We start from the raw sequence: 21,088 nt of genomic DNA on the forward strand, positions 1-21,088 counted from the left end.
GCTTCCTCCTTGCGGCTGGCGCGATCGATGCGCTCGCCGCCTCAATGCTGCTCGTGACCCGGTGCGTCCGAGCGCGACGTCCTGATCACGAGCCCATCCGGCGCGAAATGGGCGTTGAACATGCCGTCCCCCGCCACGCCGCCTTCGGCCCAGTGCCAGCTCCACACTTCCTCGTGGCTCAACGCGTATTTTGCTACCGTGGCCGGCTTGCCGAGCAGGCGCCGCACTTCGTCCTGCGGCATGCCCGGCACGACCTGGGCGATATTCTGCGCCGTGAGCGCCTGGGTCATCGCCACGAGCTTGCCGTCTGCGTCGAAGTCGAGCATCCACGTGGTGAGGCCGTTGGGCCCACGCGGGTATTCGAGGCGCTGCGCGCCGTCGTCGTCCTCCCACACCATTTCGGGCTTGCCCGCCTGCCGGCGCACGTCCTCGACCGTCGAAACGCCAATACGCAGGCCGCCGAACGCCATCGAATCGGGTTTGATCGCGTTGACGGCGTCAGCGACCTTTTGCTGGTCGCACGCCGCGAGCAGCGTGGCGCAGACGGCGATCAAGGCCGCCGCGATCCAGGGTTTTCGTGACATATCCAGTTTGCGTTGCCGGCCAGGACCGCCGGGAAGTAGTTGAGACAGCGGTGCGGCCGGATCGTTCGGCGCGGTTGCCACGCTCACAGCTTCTGCGCAATCGCGAGCCTGAAAATGCGGGCCCAGCGCTTCGCCTCACGCTCGCTTTGCATCGGCAATTGCCAAAGCGGGTGCTTCGGATCGGCGACACGCAGCGCCACGTGCCAGCCGTTGACATCGCTCGCCGGCTGCGCGCCTTGCAGGTCGGCGAAGATATACGCGCCATGCGCGCCGCCCTGCGCCAGCTCGCAGAAGCGCTTGCCCGCCGCGAGACGGGCCTCGCCCCACGCGCCGCCCACGCGATGCGTCCAGTCGCCTTCGCCGCGCACATTGGGCGCCACATCGCGCATCCGGCGCCAGCACCAGGCGATGAGCGCGACGAACAACGCCGCGGCAAGCAAGGCTGCGCCCACGGCGACACCCGTGCCGAACTGCGCCGCGATGGCGTTGAAAGACCAGTACGCGCCGTAGACGAGCGCAGCGAAGGCAAATAGAACGACGACGATCGGCATGCGGATATTCCGTGCGGCGGGAGAAAGGCCAGGACAAATGTGGAGGGACGAGCGGGACAGATCGCGACGAGGCCCGCGCGCGTGGCGGGCCTCGTTTCCTGCTGAGGTTCGCGATGACTCGCGATAACTCGAAATAACTACTGCTGCGGATGCTGCGCGGCCCATTCCTTCAAGGCGCGCAACGTGTTCGTCACATGCTGGTCCGGCGACAGGCTCGTGTATTCGTAGATGATCTTGCCGTCCGGCGCGATCACATACGACACGCGATTGGCCATCGACTCGTGCATCGGCATCGACGCGTCGTACGACTTGATGATCTTCGAGTCTTCGTCGGCGGCCACCGGGAACTTGCTGCGGCACTCGCTCACCGAGAACTTCGTGAGCGTGTCGATGTTGTCGTGCGAAACGCCGATCACGGTCGCGCCGTACTGCTTGTACTGATCGACCGCTTCAGCGAATTCGTGCGCCTCGATCGTGCAACCCTTCGTGAACGCGGCCGGATAGAAGTACACGATCACCGGCCCCTTCTTCAGCTCCGAAGCGAGCGAATAGGTGTAGGTCTTGCCACCCAGCGATGCCTGGGTCGTGAAGTCGGGCGCGGAATCGCCCGGCTTGAGTGTCGCCTGTGCAGACAGCGTAAAGAGCGCAAGCCCGGCGCAGACGAGCGCCGCGGCTCCCGCCGCAAAGAACCTCGGTTTCATGTCAAATGCCCTCGAGTTGAATCGCCACGTCGGCGCGCGTTTTGCCCGCGGGTCTTGCCCATCATGCAAATGAGACGCATGACGCCGCGGCGATACCAATATTGGATCACACAATTGCGGCACTCGCAGCGCGCGCCCCGGCGCAAAGCTTACAACCTGATTTCAACCCTCGGCGTAGGCCGTGAACCACGCTCCGGCCCACAGGTTCAACTCGCCGAGCAGCGGCGGCGTGAGCGCGTTGAACATGCCGCCCGCCTCGCGCGCGAGGCGCTGCGCGCCATCGTGATCGCCGCGCTCGGCGGCGGTGGCGATGCGCAGCAGCGCGCCGAGCTCGCCGCGATGACCGTCCACGGCCTCGACGATCTCGCGCGCGAGGCCGAGACGATCGAGCGTGTGCTCGGGCGTCGAACCCACCAGCACGTGCACGAGCGAGAAGATGCCGGTCATGAAGGCGGCATCGGCGAAATCGGGGTCCTGCGGGCTCAGGCTGCGCGCGGCAAGCTCCATGAAGTGCGAGCGCGTGCCCGCGAGCTGCACGAGCGGGTCCGAGCCCCAGGGCAGGTCGCGTCCGCTCGCGTAGAGCAGCAGTTGCGCCCAGCGCGCGATCTGGCGCGTGCCCGCCGCGAGCACCGCTTCGCGCAGCGACGAAATCGGCCGCCCCGGTGAGTACGCGCTCGAATTGACGAGACGCAACAGTTGCACCACTACGCCCGGGTGGCTGCGCAGTTCGCGCTCGAGTTCCGCCGTGCCGACGTCGTTGGCCACCAGCGCGAGCAGGCGCACGAGCGCAAGGCGTGACGACCGCACGCGCGGCGCGCGCAGCACCTGCGGGCGCGCAAAGAAGTAGCCCTGAAAAAGCTCGAAACCGAGCGACGAGGCCAGTTCGAAGTCCTCGCCCGTCTCGACCTTCTCGGCGATCAGCGTCTTGCCATGCGCGGCGAGGCTCGCGACCAGCCCGGGCAGCGCCGCGCGCTCGGTCTGCAGCAGGTCGACCTTGATGATGTCCGCGTAAGGCAAGGCGCGCAGCAGGCTCTCCGTGATCTCGCACACGTCGTCGAAGGCAATGCGGTAGCCGGCGCGGCGCAGTTGCGCGAGACGCTCCAGCACCGCGGCGTCGAAGCGCACGTGTTCGAGCACCTCCAGCACGAAGCGGGCCGGCGGCAGCAGATGCACGATGTCGTCGAACAGCAACTCGCGGCTGATGTTGACATAGCCGTAGTGACGGCCGAGCACCGCGGGCACGCCGAGCTGGCCGATCGTGCGCGTCATCACCTGGGCCGTGGCGAGCGCGTCGTCGTCGACGTCCGCGCGGTTCTGCGCGCCGCCGCGGAACAGCAGCTCATAGGCGTTGAGCACGCCATTGCGATCGAGAATAGGCTGCCGCCCGAGATAGACGAACGGCTGCAGACCGGTTGATGACCCGGGCGCAAGGCCGGGTTGTGAAGCTGACGGCATAGAAGGCGCGGAACCAGGGGTGCCCCTGCCCGCATCGTCTCGCGCAGCCTCGCTTGCCGGCGCGGCAAACGCTGACGATGAATCGGACATGGCGGATGACTCGTACGGATGGAATGGCCGGTAATGGCCGCCGACGCGCCGAGCCGCCCCTGCGGCCCGCAAGACGGGCGCTTCACGCGCGCCGACCCATCGCGCATGGCGAACGGCGTCTCGACCGGCGCCACTTTAACCGAATCTCGACGCCGCCGCACCGATCTCCCGTCACGTTTAGGCGTTAGGTGTTTTTTCGGTCGCCGCGGCTAAAGATTTCTCGTCCCGGGTCGATAACTTGCTCTGATGGGCGGCTTCAGCCGGATACGGAAACCGGCCAGGACGCCACAGACAAACAAAGGGTTGCCAGCGACAGACATGGAAGCGAACAGGATCTCCGCGCCCCGCCAGGGCTGGTTGCGCACGGTCGTCGACCGGCTCTACGCGCTTGCCGGCCTCGAGGGTATTGCTGGCGACCCGCCCATGCCTCGCGACGCGAACGCGCCACATGCCGCGCAGGCACAGCACGCAGCGCAGGTAGCCGACGCATCCGATGACAAAGGCGCCGCACCGCTCGTGCCGCCCTCGCCTGCCGCAGCCGAACCCGACTACGCCGACGCCGTATCGCGCTCGTTCGAGAACACGGCCGCCGCGGTGGACTTCCTCGTGCACGTGGACGCCAGGCTGCACTTTCTCTACGTCTCGGACGCGAGCCTGCGCTTCGCGGGCTATCACCGCGAGTTCCTGCTCGGCGCCACGCTCGCCGACATCGTCACGCCCGAGCATCACGAGCGCCTCGAGGCGCTCATCGCGCGCGCCGCGCACAGCGGCGCGGTGGAAAAAGACACGGTCGATCTCGTCAAGGCGCTCACCTACCCGCTGCCCGTGGAACTGCGCGTGCAGCGCGCCCAGTATGGCGAGACGGCCGGCTTCGCCGTGGCGGGCTTCGACGTCTCGGGCTGGCAAGGCACCGAGGCCGCGCTCACCCACGCGCTCCATCACGACCCGCTCACCGGTCTGCCCAACCAGGCCGCGCTTGCGCCCGCGCTGCAGCGCGCCCAGGCCGACGCGGACCATTTCGGCGTGCCGGTGGCGCTGCTGCTGCTCGACCTCGACGACTATCAGCGCGTGAACCGCGCGCTCGGCTACGACGCCGGCGACGAGCTGCTGCGCGAGACCGCGCGGCGACTCACGCACCTCGCGCTGCAGGGCGAAATGATCGCGCGCATCGGCAGCGACGAGTTCGCCATTCTGATCACGCCGCAACGCCACGCCGCGCCCGACGAAGTGCGCGCCGCCGCCGAAGCGCTCGGCCGGCGCCTGCTCACCTCGATCCTGCAGCCGTACTCGTTTCGCAATCAGCCCGTGCACCTTTCGGCGAGCATCGGCATTGCGTTCCATCCGGACCAGCAACCGGGTGCGTCCGGTGCGGGCGACGCCGATGCCAGCGCCGACACCACGCCGCTCATCCGCCGCGCGGACCAGGCGCTCCAGCAGGCCAAGGCGATCGGCGGCAACACGCTGACGTTGCACGTGCCCGTTGACGATCCCACCGACGCCATGCGCCTGAAGCTGGAGTCGGACCTCTACGACGGTGTGCGCAACGGCGAATTCTCGCTACACTTCCAGCCCATCACGAGCAGCGCGTCGCGCGGCGTGGTCGGCGTGGAAGCATTGATCCGCTGGCAACATCCATTGCACGGTCTCGTGCCGCCTTCAACATTTATTCCCCTTGCGGAATCGGTCGGCCTGATTAATTATCTCGGCAACTGGGTTTTGAAGGCTGCCTGTATGCAACTGACCCAATGGGACGAGCAAGGCATCGAGCTGCAGTACGTGGCGGTCAATGTCTCGCCCCAGCAGTTCCGCAATCCGCGTTTCAGGGAAAGTGTCGAGGAGGCGATCGAGCTCACCGGAGTCGATCCGTGCCGGCTCGTGTTCGAGATCACCGAAAGCCTGCTCATGCACGATCCGCAGCATGCGAAAACGCTGCTCGAAGAGCTCACCTCGCTTGGCATTCGCTTCGCGGTGGACGACTTCGGCACGGGGTATTCGAGTCTTGCGTACCTGCAGCGCTTCCCGCTCTCGAAGCTGAAGATCGATCGAAGCTTCGTCGAGAACCTCATCACTTCGCGCAACGATCAGGCGATCGTGAACGCGGTGGTGGGGCTCGCGCGTACGCTCGATCTCGAGCTCGTGGCCGAGGGTGTGGAGACGGAGGCGCAGCGCGAACTGCTGACGAACATGGGTTGCGAGCATATCCAGGGATGGCTCGTCTGCAAGGCGCTGCCTTCAGAAGAATTGCAGCAACGCTTCGTTTCGGGTGCGTTGCACGTGCACGAGGTGCAATGATGCGGGCATCGCAAACAGCAGGGCTTTCGCGAAATTGACATGGTTCAGATGGTAAAGGCCGTCCTGCTAGACCGCTTGTGGGCCCGCATGAATGAACGCGGGGACTTCCCCTTGCTGTCGCAATCGCTGCGCACCACGGTCGCGGCGATGACGAACGACGACTACGATTTCAGCGCACTCGTGAAGGTCGTGCTCTCGGATTTCGCGCTCACGCAGAAAGTGCTGCGTCTCGCGAATTCGGCCATGTACATGGCGTTCGGCGGCAACATCACGACCGTCACGCGCGCGCTGATGGTCCTTGGCATGGACGCGGTCGGCCATCTCGTCGTCGGCCTGAAGATCGTCGATCACTTTCACCACAGCGCGCCGCGCCGCATCGACGCCAAGCTCGAACTGAACCGCACCATGCTCTCGGGCTGCGTCGCGCGCAAGCTCACCGAGCACGGCGACCTGCGCGCGGGCGAAGAGGCCGTGGTCTGCACGCTGATGCGCCAGGTGGGCAAGCTGCTCGTGGTGTTCTATCTCGAACCCGAGTGGGACCAGATCCGCCGCGAGATCGATGAAGGCTCGAGCGACGACGAGGCCTGCCTCGAAGTGCTCGGCGTGACCTTCGAAGAACTCGGCCTCGAAGCCGCCACGCGCTGGCGCCTGCCCGACACGATCCGTGAGGGCATGCGCCAGTACGACCCGGCCGACAAGGGACCGCGCGACGTGCAGTGGCTGCGCGCCATCACCAACTATTCGACGGAAGTTGCGCGCGTGCTGACCACGCAGGGCCTCTCCGAGGAGATGCGCGAGACGCATATCGCCGAACTCGCTCAGCACTACGGCCGCGCGCTCTCGACCGATGCCGATGTGCTCGTGCAGATGAGCCTCGCGCTCGCGCGCGAGGAAGCCGAAGACGGCGTGATGCGCGAGATCGTCGAATTGCGCGCCAACGCCGACGCCATCGCCCGCGAAGCGCTCGATCCCGAGGCGCGCATTGCGGCCGGCGTCGAGGACCTGCGCGCATTGCCGGCCGACAGCGCACTGAGCACCGCCCTCACGCTCGCAACCGAAACCGTGCTCGCGGGCCTGGGTTTCGCACGCAGCGTGGTGTTCGTGCGACGCGGGGCGAATATGTTCGAGGCGCAGCACGGCTTCGGCGCGCACATGGGCGATGTGCTGCCCAAGCTCGCGTTTTCCGCCGCGTTCCAGCCCGACGTGTTTCACCTCGCCATCGCGAACAAGGTCGGCATCTTCATCGAGAATGCGCGCGATGCGAAGATTCTCGCGCGCCTGCCCGGCTGGTATCGCTCGAGCTTCGACGACGCGCGCGCGTTCGTCCTGCTGCCGGTGGGCGCCCCTGGCGTCGAGCCCGTCGCGCTGATGTATGGCGACTGGCTCGTGAACCAGGAGCCGCGCCGCATTTCACAGAAAGAGATGAGCGCGTTGAACGATCTCGCGCAGCAGCTCGCGCGCTTCTTCACGCACGTTCCGCAGACTGCCTGACTCTCAACTGAGTCCCGACTGAGCCGGGGCGCACCGCATCGCTTCGCGGCACCGCCCCGCCCGCTCAATCTTCGATCCGTTCCAGCCCCTCGTCTTCCGCGTCGCGGCCGGACGCGCCCGCCCATTCCGCGGCCGTGAGCGAGATCGCCGCGACCGTCGCGGCGTCGAGCGGCTCGAGTTCCGCGCACAGCGCCTCCACGCGGGCCCAGTCCGCGCGCTCCAGCGCCTCGGAAAGTTCGAGCAGCCGCCCGAGCGCGCCCTCGCGCTTGACGATCGCCGTGCGGATCGGCTTGGCCAGCGTGAGCACTTCGAGCGTGCTTTCGAGCGGGCCGCCGAATACCGCCTCGACGAACGAGAACACCCCTACGAGAAACGCCGCGTCTTCGTCTTCGAGGTGTGCGTGGGCAAGCTGCGTCACCGCGATTTCCATGAAGCGCGCGCGCGTGGCGACGAGTTGCAGCAGCGGGTCGTCTTCGGCGGCGATCTTGCGGCCGTCCGCGTAAAGCAGCAACTGCGTCCAGCGCGCGATGGCGTTGGTGCCGGTCGCATTGATCGCCTCGCGCAGCGTCGTCACCTTGCGGCCGATGTTCATGCTGCCCGAGTTGGCAAGCCGCATCAGATGCATCACGAGCACGGGGTTGAGCTTCAGCTCCGCTTCGAGCTGCGCGACCGTGGGCTCGGCCGCAAGCAGATGCAGCAGGTTCAGCAACGCCTGGCGCGGCGCGCTGGAGCGGCGCGCGCCGCCGTGCGGTTTCGCGAAGAAGTAGCCCTGGAAGCGGTCGAAGCCGAGGTCGTGCGCGCGCTGATAGTCTTCCTGGGTCTCGACGCCCATGGCCACGAGAAGCTTGCCCGCCGCCTTCATCACGCTCGCGAACTTCGGCAGCACCGTGGGCGCGATCTCGCGGATATCGATCTTGATGGCGTCCACATACGGCAGCAGTTTCGCAAGCGACTCATCTGCCTTCGACACATGATCGAGCGCGAAGCGGTAGCGGCGGCGGTGCAACTCGACGAGCCGCGCGATCAGATCCGGATCCGCGCCGATGTCTACGGGCAACTCGAACATGACGCGCTCGGGGCTCACGCGCTGCAGGCCGTCGTGAAAAAGCGCGTCGCGCGTCATATCGAGCCAGGCGGGATGGCCCGCAAGCGAGGCGCGCAAGACGGGCGCGGCGAAGCTTTTGAGGAGCGCGGTGCTCGTGGCGGAAGGCTTGGGCGTCAGGCCCGAGGCCTGGTCTTTGGCGGCCGCTTCGGCCTCTTGTTCGATTTCGGCGCTTTCGCGCCGGTCCACGAGGCGCGGCGACGTCTCGAACGCGCAGAGGAGGCCCTCCCGGTCGAGTATCGGCTGGCGCGCGAAATACACGTCGATGGGCGGGCCGGCGTGTTCCGGCGACTGCGTGCTGCCCGCGACTCCTGTCGTCTGCGGCCGGTCTGCGGCGTTGAAGCTCATGGGGTCCCCCGCGCGGCGCCGCGCGCATGGCGGCGCCCTGGTCTTGTTTCTTGGCATGCCGCAACCGTTTGCGCTTCGCACACATGGCGCGCCGGACGCGGCACTTTCCTGGCTCGATTTTATCCTGGCAAGTAAGGCGCGGAAATGAAGTTCTGCGCGATCCGCGGGATTTTTTTGTAGTTTTTGCAGTGCCACATGCGTCGCCGGCACTGCGTTGCCGCTCGAAGCACGAACGATTTGATACGCAATCCGAAGCAAAGGCGCGAAAAAAAACCGACCGGCTGGATTTCGTCCAGCCGGTCGGTCTATCAGCAACTTCCGATTACTTGAGCACGACCTTCACGTCGAAATACTTCGCCGCGATGCGGTCGAGCGTGCCGTCCGCCTTCAGGTCCTTGAGCGCGCCGTTCAGCGCGGCCTTGAGCGCCGCGTCGTTCTTGCGCACACCGTAGCCCACGCCCTCGCCGAGCAGCTTCACGTCCACGACCTGCGGGCCCGCGAACGCGAAGGCCGCGCCCTGCGGCTTGTTCAGGAAGCCCTTGGAAGCGGCTTCGGCGTCGAGAAACGAGGCGTCGAGGCGGCCCGAAACGAGGTCCGCGTAGATCTGGTCCTGCGTCGGGTACGGCACGACGTCGACGCCTGCGGGCGCCCACTTCGCTTTCGCGTAGGTTTCCTGGATCGTGCCCTGGAGCACGCCCACGTGCTTGCCCTTGAGCGACTCGGGCGTGGGCTGCAGCGTGCTGCCCTTCTTCGCGATCATCTGGTTCGGAATCGCGTAGATCGGGTCGGTGAAGTCGATGGCCTGGCGGCGCTGGTCCGTAATCGACATGTCGGAATTGATCGCGGCGAACTTGCGCGCCTGCAGCGCCGGAATCAGGCCGTCGAACGAGTTTTCCACCCACACGCACTTTGCCTTGAGCTTCGCGCAGACGGCATTGCCCACGTCGATATCGAAGCCCTGCAGTTCGCCTGCGGGCGACTTCGATTCGAACGGCGCGTACGACGCCTCCACGCCAAAGCGGATTTCCTTGATATCGGCGGCGTGTGCGGCCCCTGCCGCGCCTGCCGTCATGGCGGCCACGCAGAATGCGAGCGTTGCCAGCTTGTTCCAGTTCGTCTTCATCAGTGTCTCTTTCCAGTCAGATTGGGTGCGCCGGCGAAGCCCGTACAGGCAGCTTCATGGCTCGATTCGCCGCTAAAAAACGGCTTCCCGGCGCCGGCACAGGATCGCTGCGCCAAAACCACGGCTCAAGCGCGCGCACCGTGTGTGGTGCGCCGCAGCAACCGCGAGGGCGCGATTGTACCGCGATGGCGCCGCCCCGCCGCGCGTGCGGCAAGCGGCGCATGGCGCGCCCGCGCGGCAGCGAGCGGACGCGATGCGTTCGAACCTGCAAACGGGTGTCGTGGATGCGCAAGCGCGTGAAAGCGCGTGCGCTTGCGGCTAGCGCTCAAGCGAGCGCGGCGAGCGTCTCCCGGGTCGTGTCGACGACGAGCAGGCCCGCGCGCAAGCCCGGCTTCACGCCGGGATTCGGAAACACGATGCGCTCCTCGTCGTGCTGCACGACGTAGCGGTAGGCGCCGTCTTCCGCCAGCACCTCGCCGCGTGGGAACGGCGTGAAGTTGGGCACGTCGGCGGCCACGTTGAGCTTGAGCGCCGCGCTCTGCTTCGTGATCTGGCCGATCACCGTGAAGATGCGCGGCATCTGCGCACCCTTTGGCAACGACAATTCCCCAGCCACGAGACGGCGCACGGCAGCATCGGCGCCGGCGAAGCGAGCCAGATCGTTCTGGCCGAACGGACGCACCTTGCCAAGCTCGAGCGTGCAGGCGAGCGCGCCACACGTCTCCGCCGTAAACGACGACAAGGTCGCGCCCTTCTCGGTGTGGATCAGCACGGCCGCGATGCGCGCGTCGGCGAGCCATTCGAGCATCGCGCGCGCGGGCGGCTCGCCCGTGTGCGGCAGCAGCGCGAACTGCTCGAACGCCGAAGCGCGGATCGCCGTATGCATGTCGAGGTGCCAGCGCGCGAAGGGCGCATCGGCAGAACTCGCGGCCTTCGCGAAGAAGCGCTGCGCCGCCGCTTCGAGCGCCACGGCGCGCGGCGCCTCGCGGCTCGCCGGCACACGCGCATGGCGGCCGCCGAACAGGCGGTTGAGATCGTCGTCGAGATAGCGCTCGCCGGCGCGCATTGCGCCGGCATTGCCGAGCACCGCGAGCACGCGGCAGGCGAGCGGCGCGCGGCCCGCCGCGATGTCGGCCACGAGTTGCGAGAGCAGCTCGATCGGCGCGGTCTCGTCGCCGTGCACGCCCGCCGAAACCAGCACGCTGCGCGTCGTGTCGTCGACGTGTGCCGGTTCCAGCTCCAGCACGCCCTCGTCGAGCCATTGCCAGCGCACGCCGCCCGCGCATTCGCCGCGCGCCGCCTCGGGCGTGGCTGGGCGCGCGCCCGCGAGCGTGTATGCGAGAAAGTCCTCGAGCGGGGTATCAGCGCTGGAAGTCATAGAGCGATCCGAGGCCGAGAATCTGCGTGAGTTCGTCGAGCGCCGTGCGCGACTCGACGAGCAGTGTCGGATCGGTCAGATCCTGCGGCGCGAGCCGGTCCCGATAGTGCCGCTCGATCCAGCCGTCGAGGCGCGTGAAGAGCGCGTCGTTCATCCACACGCCAGGCGCCGTCGCCGCGCGTTCTTCCTCGCTGAGCACCACGCGCAGACGCAGGCACGCCGGTCCGCCGCCGTTCTTCATGCTCTCGCGCAGGTCGAACACGAGCACCTCGTCCACCGGCCCGCTGCTCGCGACCAGTTCGTCGAGGTAGATGGCCACGTGAGGATTCTCGCGGCTTTCCTGCGGCACGACGAGAATCTGCGTGCCGTCCGCGCGGCTCAGCAGCTGGCTGTTGAAAAGATAGGACGACACTGCGTCGGCCACGCTCACGCGCGCTTCGGGCACTTCGATCACGTGGAACGGCGCGTCGTGCGCCGCGAGCTTCGTGCGCAGTTCGTCGTAGACCGCTTTCTGGTCGACGAACGCGCGCTCGTGGCAAAACAGCGTGCTGCGGTTGCCCACGGCGATCACGTCGTTATGGAACACACCGGCGTCGATCACGTCCGGATTCTGCTGCGCGAACACCGTGCCGGCATCGGTCAGGCCGTGGCGCTGCGCAATGGCGCGGCTCGCCTCGAACGTCTGCCGCGCCGGGAAGCGCTTGGGCTCCGGTCCTCGGCGGTATTCGCTGCGCCCGTACACGAAAAATTCCACGCCGCGCTCGCCGTACTGCGCGCTAAAACGCGTATGGTTGGCCGCGCCTTCGTCGCCGAGCGCGGGCGTGCCCGGCAGCGCCTCGTGCACGACGAAGTGCGACGGGTCTGCGAACACCGTGGCGAGCGTGCGGCGCGTGGCCTCGTGCTCGATCGCGCGATGCAGCTTGCTGCACAGGTTCGCGGGCGTGAAATGCACACGCCGGTCAGGCGTATCCGCCGAAGGGCTCACCGTGGCCGCATTCGCGGTCCACATGGCCGACGCGGAGCTTGCCGCGGCGAGCAGTTCGGGCGCGTCCTTCGCGGCGCGCGCAATCGCTTCGGCATCCTTACCGCCAAAGCCCAGCTCGCGCAGCAGCCGGATGGACGGCCGCTCCTGCGGCGGCAGCACGCCTTGCGCGAAACCGAGGTCGGCGAGCCGCTTCATTTTGCGCAAGCCCTGCTGCGCTGCGGCGCGCGGGTTCGCGACGGACTTTTCGTTGCTCTGCGAGGCGACGTTGCCGAACGACAGCCCGGCGTAGTTGTGCGTGGGGCCGACGAGTCCGTCGAAGTTGGCTTCAAGGGTTTGCATCGTCGTTCCTTAGAAGTGAAGACCCGGCGAAACGCTCGCGGGCATCTGCAGTTGCGCGCTTTCGACCGAGGCCATCGGGTAGGCGCAGTAGTCGGCGGCGTAGAACGCGCTCGGCCGGTGGTTGCCCGAGCGGCCCGCGCCGCCGAACGGCGCGCCGCTCGACGCACCGTTGGTCGGCCGGTTCCAGTTCACCACGCCCGCGCGGATCTCGCGCGTGAAGCGCTGCCACAGCGCTTCGTCGTCGGCGAGCAGGCCCGCCGAGAGGCCGTACGCCGTGTTGTTGGCTTGTGCAATGGCGTCGTCGAAACCCGCGTAGCGGATTACCTGCGCGAGCGGGCCAAAGTGCTCCTCGTCGGGCAGGTCCGCCACGCCCGTCACGTCGAGAATCGCCGGCGTCACGAAGCCGAGCGCCGGGTCGCGCTGCGTCATCGGCAGCAAGGCGCGTGCGCCGCGCCCGAGCAACTGCGCCTGCGCGCTCATCAGCTTGCCCGCCGCGCGCGCCGAAATCACGGCGCCCATAAAGGGCTGCGGCTCGGCGTCGTACTCACCCACGGTAATGCGCGCACTCACTTCGACGAAGCGCGCAAGGAAGCGCTCGCCGAATGCGTCTGCGGGCACAAGAAGGCGGCGCGCGCACGTGCAGCGCTGCCCCGCCGAAAGAAACGCCGACTGGATCGCGTGATGCACGGCGGCATCGATATCCTCGACCGGCGCGACGACGAGCGGATTGTTGCCGCCCATCTCCAGCGCGAGCACGATCTCGGGCCGGCCGCCGAACTGGCGATGCAGCAGCGTGCCCGTGTCCGAGCTGCCCGTGAAAAAGAGCCCGTCGATCTGTTTGTGATTCGCAAGCGCAATGCCGGTGTCGCGTTCGCCCTGCACGAGGTTGAGCACGCCCGCGGGCAAGCCGGCTTCGCGCCAAAGCTCGGCCGTGACGCGCGCCACTTCCGGAGCGAGTTCCGAAGGCTTGAACACCACAGCGTTGCCCGCGATCAGCGCCGGCACGATATGGCCGTTGGGCAGATGGCCCGGGAAGTTGTACGGACCGAACACGGCGACGACGCCGTGCGGGCGATGGCGCAGCACCGCCACGCCGTCGGCCATCGGCGCGCGCTTCTCGCCGGTGCGCTCGCCGTAAGCGGTGATCGAGATTGCGACCTTGGCGGCCATCGATGCCGCTTCGGTGCGCGCTTCCCAGAGCGGCTTGCCGGTCTCGCGACCAATGGCCTGGGCGAGCGTTTCCTTCTTTTCGGTGACGAGAGCGGCGAAGCGCTTCACGATCTCGCAGCGCGCTTCGAGCGGCGTTTGCGCCCACGCGGCAAACGCGCGGCGCGCGGCATTCACGGCGCGATCGACATCTTCGGCGCTCGCGCCATTGCCGCTCCACACGGTCTCGCCCGTGCCGGGGTTGCGCGAAGCGAACGCGGGGCCCGAGGCCGCGCACCATTGTCCATCGATGTAAAGCTCGTTCATGGTCATCCCTTTTGATGCTTTTGCGCGGGGCCGAGCACGCGCACCGGATCGCCCGCCGCGACGTTCAGCGCCGCCGCTTCCCTGGCGCTCAGCGTGAACACGCCGTCGTGCACGACGCCCGGCGCGAACCCCACGCGGAAATCGCCGAGCGACGTGTTGGATACGAGTGAGCGCACGCCCGCTTCGGCATGCGCCTCACCGATCTCGACCGGCACGACCACGCTCTCGCGCACCGTGCGCAGGTCGCCGATGTGGCATTCGAGCACCGGGCCCGCGTCGAAGATATCGACGTGATTCTCGTAGCGCAGCCCCTCGGCTTCGAGCATGCGGCGCGCGGGAATCGTGTCGGCATGCGTGAGGCCGACACAAGCCTGCGCTTCCTCGGGCAGCAGCTCCACGTACACCGGATAACGCGGCATCAGTTCCGCGAGGAACGACTTGCGCCCGTGCGAGCTGAGGTAGTCGGCAGCGTTGAAATCGATCTGGTAGAAGTGCGAACCGACCGCACGCCAGAACGGCGACGTGCCTTGCGCGTCGAAATGGCCGCGCAATTCCGCGCACAGGCGCTCGGGAAAGCGCTCGCGAAACTGCGCGATGAACATGAAGCGCGATCGCGAAAGCAGGCTGCCCATTCCGCCCGTGCGATAGCGCGGCGAAAGAAAGAGCGAACACACCTCGGCATAGCCCGTGAGATCGTGCGAGATATTGAGCGCGCGCATGCGCGTCCAGATGCCGAGCTCCTGGCTTGCGTGCACCACCGTGCTCACGCGGTAGTTGTAGAACGGCTGCTCCAGACCCACGGCCGTTTCGATGCCGCATACGCCGGCCACGTCGCCCGTGGCCGTGTCTTCCATCACGAAGAAGTAGCCGGCTTCGCGCAGCTCGGCCTCGCCCGCCAGCGTGCGCCGCGCGCGCTCGATGCGCGCCTTGAGCGCCTCGCGATCGGGCTTGAAGGTGGTGAGGCCGGGGCCCGTTTCCTGAGCGAGCGAGACGAGTGCGTCCACGTCGCCCGTTTGCACGACGCGTACCACGATCATTGTGCGTCTCCCATATAGGCATCCTCTGTTTGCGGGGTGGCGCGATATAGCGGCGCACAGCGCACCGGCTCGCCGTCCTGCACGCCGAGCGCGGCGCGCGCGCTCGCGTCGAGCGGCGCGATGATGCCCGCGCCCTTCTCGCTCTCGGGCAGCGTCGCGAGCACGCAGCGGAACTCGCCCGCGTGCTGGCTCGCGACCAGATACGCCGCGCCTTCCAGGTTCGTTGCGAGCGCCACTTCGCGCACCGTGCGCGTCTCGTTGCCGGCGACCGAGGCCGTGCGGTCCACCTGCGCAGTCAGCACCGGGCCTGCGTCGAAAATATCGACGTAACGATCCGGCTCGAAGCCTTCTTCCAGATGGATCTCGTAAGCGAGCAAGGCGCTCGGATCGGGCTCGCCGAGCACGCGCTGCGCCGGCTCCGGCAGCAGCGGCACATAGAGCGGATAAGCCGGCATGACCTCGGCGATGAAGGTGCGGCTGCGTCCGCCCGAGGCCAGTTCGATGTCCTTGAAATCGCGTCCGAAGAACTTGCGCCCCACGGCCTCCCAGAAGGGCGAGGCGCCCGTGTCGTCGGTCACGCCGAGCAGCAGCGAGAACACTTCGGGCGTGAAGCGCCGGCGGTTCATCGCGACGTACATCATGCGTGCGCGCGACATGAGATGCGCGGCCGCGTCGCCGCGCAGCGAGGGCTCGATGTAGAAGCCCGCGAGGCGGCTCTTGCCCGTGAGTTCGTGCGACATCGTGAGCGCGTGAATCTTGCGGTTCACGTGCAGCTCGCGCGACGCATGAATGAGCGCGTCGTTGCGAAACGCGTAGAACGGCTCGGCGTAGCCGGCCGCCGCCACGATGCTCGAGGTGCCGACGAGCCGCCCCGTGGCGGAATCTTCGAGCACGAACAGATAGAACTCCTCACCGGGGAAGTCCACGTCCGCGCGAAACGAATCTTCTGAAAGCGCGATGCGCGCTTCCAGCGCCGCGCGGTCGTGCGGCAGCGAATGCAGCACCGGCTGCGCGGTGTGCGCCATGTGGGCGATCGCGTCGAGATCGGAAAGCCTGGCGGGGCGAACGAATAGCATCGTCGGTCCTGTGTGTGCGCTGGGTTGCGGCTGGGTTACGATTTAGCGTGCACCGATCACATCTGCGCAGGCGTGCTCGAAGCGCGCAAAGCCTTCGTCGAGGTCCGCTTCGGGAATGATGAGCGAGGGCGCGAAGCGCAGCACGTCCGGCCCGGCAATCAGCATCATCACGCCGCGATTCGCGGCCGCCCCGTTGAAGTCCTTGGCGCGGCCCGCAAAGCGCGCATTCAGTTCGGCGCCGATCAGAAGCCCCTTGCCGCGCACTTCCTTGAACATGTCGAAACGCTCGTTGAGCTTCGCGAGCTTGCCGCGAATCGCTTCGCCGCGCGCGCGCACGCCCGCCAGCAGCGCCGGATCGCTCACCAGCTCGACCACCTTGCCCGCAATCGCGGCGCCCAGCGGATTGCCGCCATAGGTCGTGCCATGCACGCCCACCTTGAAGTGCGCCGCAATCGCTTCGGTCGTGAGCATCGCGCCGATCGGAAAGCCGTTGCCGAGCGCCTTGGCCGTCGTGAGGATGTCGGGCGTGACGCCCGTATCTTCGTAAGCGTAGAAGTGGCCCGTGCGGCCCACGCCCGTTTGCACCTCGTCGAAAATCAGCAGCGCGCCGTGCGCATCGCACGCTTCGCGCAGCGCGCGCAGGAACGCGGGATCGGCGGGAATCACACCGCCCTCGCCCTGCACCGGCTCGACGATCACAGCGCAGGTCTGCGCGCCGATGGCGCGCTTCGCCGCTTCGATATCGTTGTACTCCAAGTGCGTGATGCCACCCGGCACGGGGCCGAAGCCTTCCGAATACTTGGGCTGGCCGCCCACGCTCACGGTGAAGAACGTGCGGCCGTGGAACGACTGGGTGAACGAGATGATCTCGAACTTGTCGGCGCCGTGCCGATCGAACGCCACGCGGCGCGCGAGCTTGAGCGCCGCCTCATTGGCCTCCGCGCCCGAGTTCGCGAAGAACGCGCGGTCGGCGAACGTAAGTGCTTCGAGCTGGCGCGCAAGACGCAACACCGGCTCGTTGGTGTAGCCGTTGCCGATGTGCCAAAGCTTGCTGCCCTGCTCCTCGAGCACGCGCAGCAACTCCGGGTGCGCGTGGCCGAGCGAGGTCACGGCGATGCCGCACGCGAAGTCGATGTAATCGCGGCCCTCGGTGTCCCACACGCGCGAGCCTTCCCCGCGATCCGGCACGAACGGCGCGGGCGAGAAACACGGCACCATCACTTCGTCGAAGGTCTTGCGGCTCACAGTCTGGTCGTTCATGGCGATTCCTCTATTACTCAGTGCGTGTCGAATTCGGGGTCGGTGTGCGTTGGGGCCGTGCCCTTTCGCTCAGGTAGCTTGTGCAGTGTAGGCAAGCTCGGCGCAAACGTCTTGCGCAGGCGCGACGCGTTTTTTCGTACGGAACCTGCAAGGTCCGGACGCTTGCCGCGCCGCGGCCAGGTTCACTGAACTTCCGGCGGCTCGACGAGCGCGCCCGCGCGCGGCTCGGCGGCGGCCCCGCCGTGCTGGCGCTCGATCCAGTTGCGGCGATCCTCGCGCGGCGTCACGCCGAAGCGCTCGCGGTACGCATTCGAAAAATGCGCCGCTGAAGAAAACCCGCACGCGAGACTGATCTGCACCACCGACTTGCTGGTGCGCTGCAACTGCGAGCGCGCCTTGGCAAGGCGCAGGCCCAGGTAGTACTTCGACGGCATCGCGCCGAGGTACTGGCGAAAGAGCCGCTCGAGCTGCCGCCGCGACACGCCCACGAGATTCGCGATCTCGTCGGTCGTGAGCGGGTCCTCGATATTCGCCTCCATCAGCTTGAGCGCGTCGTTCAGGCGCGGGTGCCGCTCGCCGGGCGCGGTCACGAACGGAATACGCTGGCGCTCGTCGCCGCTGCGCAGCGTGCTTGCGCCGAGCGCGTCGGCAATGCGCTCGGCGAGTTCCGGGCCATGGTCGCGGCCGATCATCGCGAGCATGAAGTCGAGCGTGGCCTGGCCGCCCGCGCAAGTCGCGCGGTCGCGGTCGATTTCGTAGATGTGCTGTGTGACGATGGTGCGCTCGAACTGCTCGGCGAACTGCTGGAACGTCTCCCAGTTCGCGGCCACGCGATAGCCCTGCAACTGCCCCGCCATCGCGAGCCACCAGATGCCGTGGTGAATGCCCGTGACGAGCGGCGTGCGCTGGCCCACGCGCGCGAGGCTCGCGAGAAAGAGCCGGTAGTCGGCGAACTGCTGGTAGCGCTCGGTGACGACGATGAGCCAGTCGGCCGCAACGGCGTCGCCGAACGCGCAGTCGGCGGGCCACTGCGCGCCGCCCGCGAGCGGCACGGGGCGGCCGTTCCACGAGCACATCTGCCAGCGGTACAGCGCGCGGCCGTCGATCTCGTTAGCGAGATTGAGCGCGTCGACAATCGGGCCCACGCCCGACATCGAAACGGGCGGGAGCGCGACGATCGCCACCTGGGTCGTGCGACCGGCGCGAGCGAGCGCCGCCTGGCCGCCGGGCGCGGCAGGAACGGAAGCAGAAGGGGGAACGGCTTGACGAACCATCGAAGGCAATAAAACGAAAGCGCGATGCGAACCGCGCCGCTTACTTGAGGCTGCCCGAGAGGAACTGGCGCAGACGATCGCTCTTCGGCGCGCCGAGCACATCGCCGGGCGCGCCCTCTTCCTCCGTGCGCCCCTGGTGCAGGAACATCACATGATTCGAGACGTTGCGCGCAAAGCCCATTTCGTGGGTGACGACGATCATCGTGCGACCCTCTTCGGCGAGCTTTTGCATCACCTTGAGCACTTCGCCCACGAGTTCGGGGTCGAGCGCGGAGGTGGGCTCGTCGAACAGCATCACGTCGGGATGCATGGCGAGTGCGCGCGCGATCGCCACGCGCTGCTGCTGGCCGCCCGAAAGATGCGAGGGATACTGCTTCTCCACGCGAGGCGCGAGACCCACTTTCTCCAGATACTGCCGCGCGCGGTCCTCGGCTTCCTTGCGCGGCACGCCCAGCACGTGCAGGGGCGCTTCCATCACGTTCTCGAGCACGTTCATATGCGACCAGAGATTGAAGTGCTGGAACACCATCGCGAGCTTGGTGCGGATGCGCTGCAATTGCTTGTGATCGGCCACGTCCAGGTCGCCGTTGCGGCCCGCCTTCGTGCGCACGACCTCGCCGTCTACGACGATCTCGCCCGCGTTCGGCCTCTCGAGGAAATTGATGCAGCGCAGGAAGGTGCTCTTGCCCGAGCCGCTCGCGCCGATGATGCTGATCACGTCGCCCTTCTTCGCGTCGAGCGAGACGCCTTTGAGCACCTCGTTGTCGCCGTAGCGCTTATGGATGTCGCGCGCGACGAGCTTGCTATCTGAGGATTGCGTCTGAGCCAAGATGGTCTCCAGTTTGCGATGAATCAGCGGGTGCGCACGGCGAGATGGCCGAGCCAGCGTTTTTCGGCGCGGCGGAACGCGGCCACCAGCACGAACGATACCGCACAGTAGATCAGCGCAGCGAGGCCGAACGACTCGAACGAGCGGTAGGTCGCCGAGTTGGCGTCGCGCGCGACCTTGAGGATATCGGGCACCGTGGCGGTGAAGGCCACCGTGGTCGCGTGCAGCATCAGGATCACCTCGTTACTGTACAGCGGCAGTGCGCGGCGCAGCGCCGAAGGCAGGACCACGCGCCAGTACATCGTGAACGGGCTCATACCGTAGGCGCGCGCCGCTTCCACTTCGCCATGCGAGGTGGCGCGAATCGCACCCGCGAAAATCTCCGTCGTGTACGCACAGGTGTTGAGGGCGAACGCGAGCACCGCGCAGTTCAGGCCGCTGCGGAAGAACGCGTCGAGCAGCGGCTCCGAACGGATGAACGCGAGACTGTACACGCCCGTGTAGATGAGCAGCAACTGCACGTAGAGCGGCGTGCCGCGAAACACGTAGGTGTAGAAGCGCACCGGCAGCGAGAGCCAGCGGCGGCTCGACACGCGCGCCACGGCGAGCGGCACCGCGCACACGAAGCCGAAGGCGACAGAGATCACAAGCAGCCACAGCGTCATCGCGAGGCCGGAGACATGCTCGCCGTCCCAGTAGAGGAACGCGCGGCCGAATTGCTGAATGATTTCGTTCATGACGGCCTTTTCCTCAGAGTTGCGCGTGACGCACGCCCACCGAATAGCGGCGTTCGAGCCAGACGAGCGCGAAGTTCGAGAGCGTGGTGATCGCGAGATAGATGAGCGCCGCAATCACGAGGAAGAAAAACAGGTTGAAGGTGCTGCGGCCCGCGTCCTGGGCGGCCTTCACGACATCGGCGAGACCGATGATCGAGACGAGCGCCGTCGCCTTGACGAGCACCTGCCAGTTGTTGCCGATGCCGGGCAGCGCAAAACGCATCATCTGCGGAAAGAGGATGCGGGCGAACACGCGCGCGCCGCTCATGCCGTAGGCATGGCCCGCTTCGAGCTGGCCGCGCGGCACCGCGAGAAACGCGCCGCGAAAGGTTTCGGTGAAGTACGCGCCGTAAATGAAGCCGAGCGTGACGACGCCGGCCACGAACGGATCGATGTCGATCTGCGCCATGCCGAGCGCGTCGGTGGCCTCGTTCACGCCGATCTGGATGCTGTAGAAGAGCAGCAGCATCAGCACGAGGTCGGGCACCGAGCGGATCAGTGTCGTGTAGGCGGTCGCCACGGCCGCGAGCGGCCGGTTGAACGAGAGCTTGGCCGCCGCGCCGGCCAGGCCGAGCAGCACAGCCACGCCGAGCGAGAGCAGCGAAAGCTCGATGGTCTGGATCGTGCCGGCGAGCAGCACCGGGCCAAAGCCGTAAAGGATCACGCGCGTCTCCGGAACAAATTCGTTTTGTCGTTTCGGGCGGCCTCGCGCGGCACCTGAGCGCCGTCGAAACCGATGAACTGGCGCGGATCGTCTCAGTGCAAAATGGATTGCTCAAACTCGCGCGGCGCGTATATTGCAGTGCAGCATTGCGGCGCGGCGCACGGATGCGTGCGGATTGGGCCCACGCAGCCGCGGGCGCGATGCTTTTGAAAGGCGAAAAAAGTGCCCCGGCACGCGAGGCGCGCGGGGCATTTACGCAA

General features: G+C 67.0%; 18 protein-coding genes. 2 read left to right on the forward strand and 16 right to left on the reverse strand.

Annotated elements, in window-relative coordinates; all coding sequences use genetic code 11:
• Nucleotides 1-41 precede the first annotated feature (41 nt).
• The 4 genes from M3A49_RS13005 to M3A49_RS13020 all read right to left on the reverse strand — a co-directional run bounded on the left by M3A49_RS13005 (nucleotide 42) and on the right by M3A49_RS13020 (nucleotide 3,291).
• Entirely contained in the window at nucleotides 42-584 is a 543-nt protein-coding gene (locus tag M3A49_RS13005) for a hypothetical protein (RefSeq protein ID WP_266229012.1), read from the reverse strand.
• Between the two features lie 83 nt (nucleotides 585-667).
• The gene (locus M3A49_RS13010; protein WP_266229013.1) at nucleotides 668-1,135 is read right to left on the reverse strand and encodes a hypothetical protein; all 468 of its coding nucleotides are present in this window, start codon (nucleotides 1,133-1,135) and stop codon (nucleotides 668-670) included.
• Between the two features lie 137 nt (nucleotides 1,136-1,272).
• Nucleotides 1,273-1,836 (reverse strand): peroxiredoxin, encoded by a 564-nt coding sequence (locus tag M3A49_RS13015; RefSeq protein WP_266229014.1) that lies wholly within the window; start codon nucleotides 1,834-1,836, stop codon nucleotides 1,273-1,275.
• A 162-nt stretch (nucleotides 1,837-1,998) separates the two neighbouring features.
• Nucleotides 1,999-3,291, reverse strand: a complete 1,293-nt coding sequence (locus tag M3A49_RS13020) for an EAL and HDOD domain-containing protein (RefSeq protein WP_266229015.1) — start codon at nucleotides 3,289-3,291, stop codon at nucleotides 1,999-2,001.
• 408 nt (nucleotides 3,292-3,699) lie between these two features.
• Between M3A49_RS13020 and M3A49_RS13025 the strand changes: the two genes are divergently transcribed.
• Nucleotides 3,700-5,673, forward strand: coding sequence for a putative bifunctional diguanylate cyclase/phosphodiesterase (locus tag M3A49_RS13025; RefSeq protein WP_266229016.1), 1,974 nt, complete (start codon nucleotides 3,700-3,702; stop codon nucleotides 5,671-5,673).
• Between the two features lie 48 nt (nucleotides 5,674-5,721).
• Nucleotides 5,722-7,164 carry an HDOD domain-containing protein gene (locus tag M3A49_RS13030; protein WP_266229040.1) on the forward strand — a complete coding sequence of 481 codons (1,443 nt, stop codon included), beginning with the start codon at nucleotides 5,722-5,724 and terminating at the stop codon, nucleotides 7,162-7,164.
• A 64-nt stretch (nucleotides 7,165-7,228) separates the two neighbouring features.
• Here the strand turns inward: M3A49_RS13030 and M3A49_RS13035 are convergent, their stop codons facing one another.
• The 12 genes from M3A49_RS13035 to M3A49_RS13090 form a co-directional block, all read right to left on the reverse strand.
• Nucleotides 7,229-8,614 (reverse strand): EAL and HDOD domain-containing protein, encoded by a 1,386-nt coding sequence (locus M3A49_RS13035; protein ID WP_266229017.1) that lies wholly within the window; start codon nucleotides 8,612-8,614, stop codon nucleotides 7,229-7,231.
• 322 nt (nucleotides 8,615-8,936) lie between these two features.
• Nucleotides 8,937-9,737 (reverse strand): ABC transporter substrate-binding protein, encoded by an 801-nt coding sequence (locus M3A49_RS13040; protein ID WP_266229018.1) that lies wholly within the window; start codon nucleotides 9,735-9,737, stop codon nucleotides 8,937-8,939.
• Between the two features lie 325 nt (nucleotides 9,738-10,062).
• The gene (gene astE, locus M3A49_RS13045; RefSeq protein ID WP_266229019.1) at nucleotides 10,063-11,115 is read right to left on the reverse strand and encodes a succinylglutamate desuccinylase; all 1,053 of its coding nucleotides are present in this window, start codon (nucleotides 11,113-11,115) and stop codon (nucleotides 10,063-10,065) included.
• The gene (gene astB, locus M3A49_RS13050) at nucleotides 11,099-12,439 is read right to left on the reverse strand and encodes an N-succinylarginine dihydrolase (RefSeq protein WP_266229020.1); all 1,341 of its coding nucleotides are present in this window, start codon (nucleotides 12,437-12,439) and stop codon (nucleotides 11,099-11,101) included. The genes astE and astB overlap by 17 nt, the downstream gene beginning before the upstream one ends.
• A gap of 9 nt (nucleotides 12,440-12,448) precedes the next feature.
• Complete coding sequence (gene astD / locus M3A49_RS13055; protein WP_266229021.1) at nucleotides 12,449-13,912, reverse strand: succinylglutamate-semialdehyde dehydrogenase; 1,464 nt, start codon at nucleotides 13,910-13,912, stop codon at nucleotides 12,449-12,451.
• A gap of 2 nt (nucleotides 13,913-13,914) precedes the next feature.
• A complete protein-coding gene (gene astA, locus M3A49_RS13060) occupies nucleotides 13,915-14,949 on the reverse strand; it encodes an arginine N-succinyltransferase (protein WP_266229022.1) in 1,035 nt (344 codons plus the stop codon).
• Entirely contained in the window at nucleotides 14,946-16,025 is a 1,080-nt protein-coding gene (gene aruF / locus M3A49_RS13065; protein WP_266229023.1) for an arginine/ornithine succinyltransferase subunit alpha, read from the reverse strand. The genes astA and aruF overlap by 4 nt, the downstream gene beginning before the upstream one ends.
• A gap of 42 nt (nucleotides 16,026-16,067) precedes the next feature.
• Nucleotides 16,068-17,285 (reverse strand): aspartate aminotransferase family protein, encoded by a 1,218-nt coding sequence (locus M3A49_RS13070; RefSeq protein WP_266229024.1) that lies wholly within the window; start codon nucleotides 17,283-17,285, stop codon nucleotides 16,068-16,070.
• A 182-nt stretch (nucleotides 17,286-17,467) separates the two neighbouring features.
• Nucleotides 17,468-18,439 (reverse strand): GlxA family transcriptional regulator, encoded by a 972-nt coding sequence (locus M3A49_RS13075; RefSeq protein ID WP_245623685.1) that lies wholly within the window; start codon nucleotides 18,437-18,439, stop codon nucleotides 17,468-17,470.
• 160 nt (nucleotides 18,440-18,599) lie between these two features.
• Nucleotides 18,600-19,391 (reverse strand): ABC transporter ATP-binding protein, encoded by a 792-nt coding sequence (locus M3A49_RS13080; protein ID WP_375541829.1) that lies wholly within the window; start codon nucleotides 19,389-19,391, stop codon nucleotides 18,600-18,602.
• Nucleotides 19,392-19,411: 20 nt separating this feature from the next.
• Nucleotides 19,412-20,125: an ABC transporter permease gene (locus M3A49_RS13085; protein WP_028204763.1), complete on the reverse strand. Its 714-nt coding sequence runs from the start codon at nucleotides 20,123-20,125 to the stop codon at nucleotides 19,412-19,414.
• Nucleotides 20,126-20,138: 13 nt separating this feature from the next.
• Nucleotides 20,139-20,828, reverse strand: a complete 690-nt coding sequence (locus tag M3A49_RS13090; RefSeq protein WP_028204762.1) for an ABC transporter permease — start codon at nucleotides 20,826-20,828, stop codon at nucleotides 20,139-20,141.
• Between the last annotated feature and the right edge of the window lie 260 nt (nucleotides 20,829-21,088).

It is taken from the genome of Paraburkholderia sp. CNPSo 3076, assembly GCF_026343935.1.
Lineage (GTDB): Bacteria > Pseudomonadota > Gammaproteobacteria > Burkholderiales > Burkholderiaceae > Paraburkholderia > Paraburkholderia nodosa.

What these genes read in the sequence shown, in the direction of transcription:
- M3A49_RS13005 (WP_266229012.1), bottom strand. Translation starts at nt 584, where the DNA reads ATGTCACGAAAACCCTGGATCGCGGCGGCCTTGATCGCCGTCTGCGCC.
- M3A49_RS13010 (WP_266229013.1), bottom strand. Translation starts at nt 1,135, where the DNA reads ATGCCGATCGTCGTCGTTCTATTTGCCTTCGCTGCGCTCGTCTACGGC.
- M3A49_RS13015 (WP_266229014.1), bottom strand. Translation starts at nt 1,836, where the DNA reads ATGAAACCGAGGTTCTTTGCGGCGGGAGCCGCGGCGCTCGTCTGCGCC.
- M3A49_RS13020 (WP_266229015.1), bottom strand. Translation starts at nt 3,291, where the DNA reads ATGCCGTCAGCTTCACAACCCGGCCTTGCGCCCGGGTCATCAACCGGT.
- M3A49_RS13025 (WP_266229016.1), top strand. Translation starts at nt 3,700, where the DNA reads ATGGAAGCGAACAGGATCTCCGCGCCCCGCCAGGGCTGGTTGCGCACG.
- M3A49_RS13030 (WP_266229040.1), top strand. Translation starts at nt 5,722, where the DNA reads ATGGTAAAGGCCGTCCTGCTAGACCGCTTGTGGGCCCGCATGAATGAA.
- M3A49_RS13035 (WP_266229017.1), bottom strand. Translation starts at nt 8,614, where the DNA reads ATGAGCTTCAACGCCGCAGACCGGCCGCAGACGACAGGAGTCGCGGGC.
- M3A49_RS13040 (WP_266229018.1), bottom strand. Translation starts at nt 9,737, where the DNA reads ATGAAGACGAACTGGAACAAGCTGGCAACGCTCGCATTCTGCGTGGCC.
- astE (WP_266229019.1), bottom strand. Translation starts at nt 11,115, where the DNA reads ATGACTTCCAGCGCTGATACCCCGCTCGAGGACTTTCTCGCATACACG.
- astB (WP_266229020.1), bottom strand. Translation starts at nt 12,439, where the DNA reads ATGCAAACCCTTGAAGCCAACTTCGACGGACTCGTCGGCCCCACGCAC.
- astD (WP_266229021.1), bottom strand. Translation starts at nt 13,912, where the DNA reads ATGAACGAGCTTTACATCGATGGACAATGGTGCGCGGCCTCGGGCCCC.
- astA (WP_266229022.1), bottom strand. Translation starts at nt 14,949, where the DNA reads ATGATCGTGGTACGCGTCGTGCAAACGGGCGACGTGGACGCACTCGTC.
- aruF (WP_266229023.1), bottom strand. Translation starts at nt 16,025, where the DNA reads ATGCTATTCGTTCGCCCCGCCAGGCTTTCCGATCTCGACGCGATCGCC.
- M3A49_RS13070 (WP_266229024.1), bottom strand. Translation starts at nt 17,285, where the DNA reads ATGAACGACCAGACTGTGAGCCGCAAGACCTTCGACGAAGTGATGGTG.
- M3A49_RS13075 (WP_245623685.1), bottom strand. Translation starts at nt 18,439, where the DNA reads ATGTCGGGCGTGGGCCCGATTGTCGACGCGCTCAATCTCGCTAACGAG.
- M3A49_RS13085 (WP_028204763.1), bottom strand. Translation starts at nt 20,125, where the DNA reads ATGAACGAAATCATTCAGCAATTCGGCCGCGCGTTCCTCTACTGGGAC.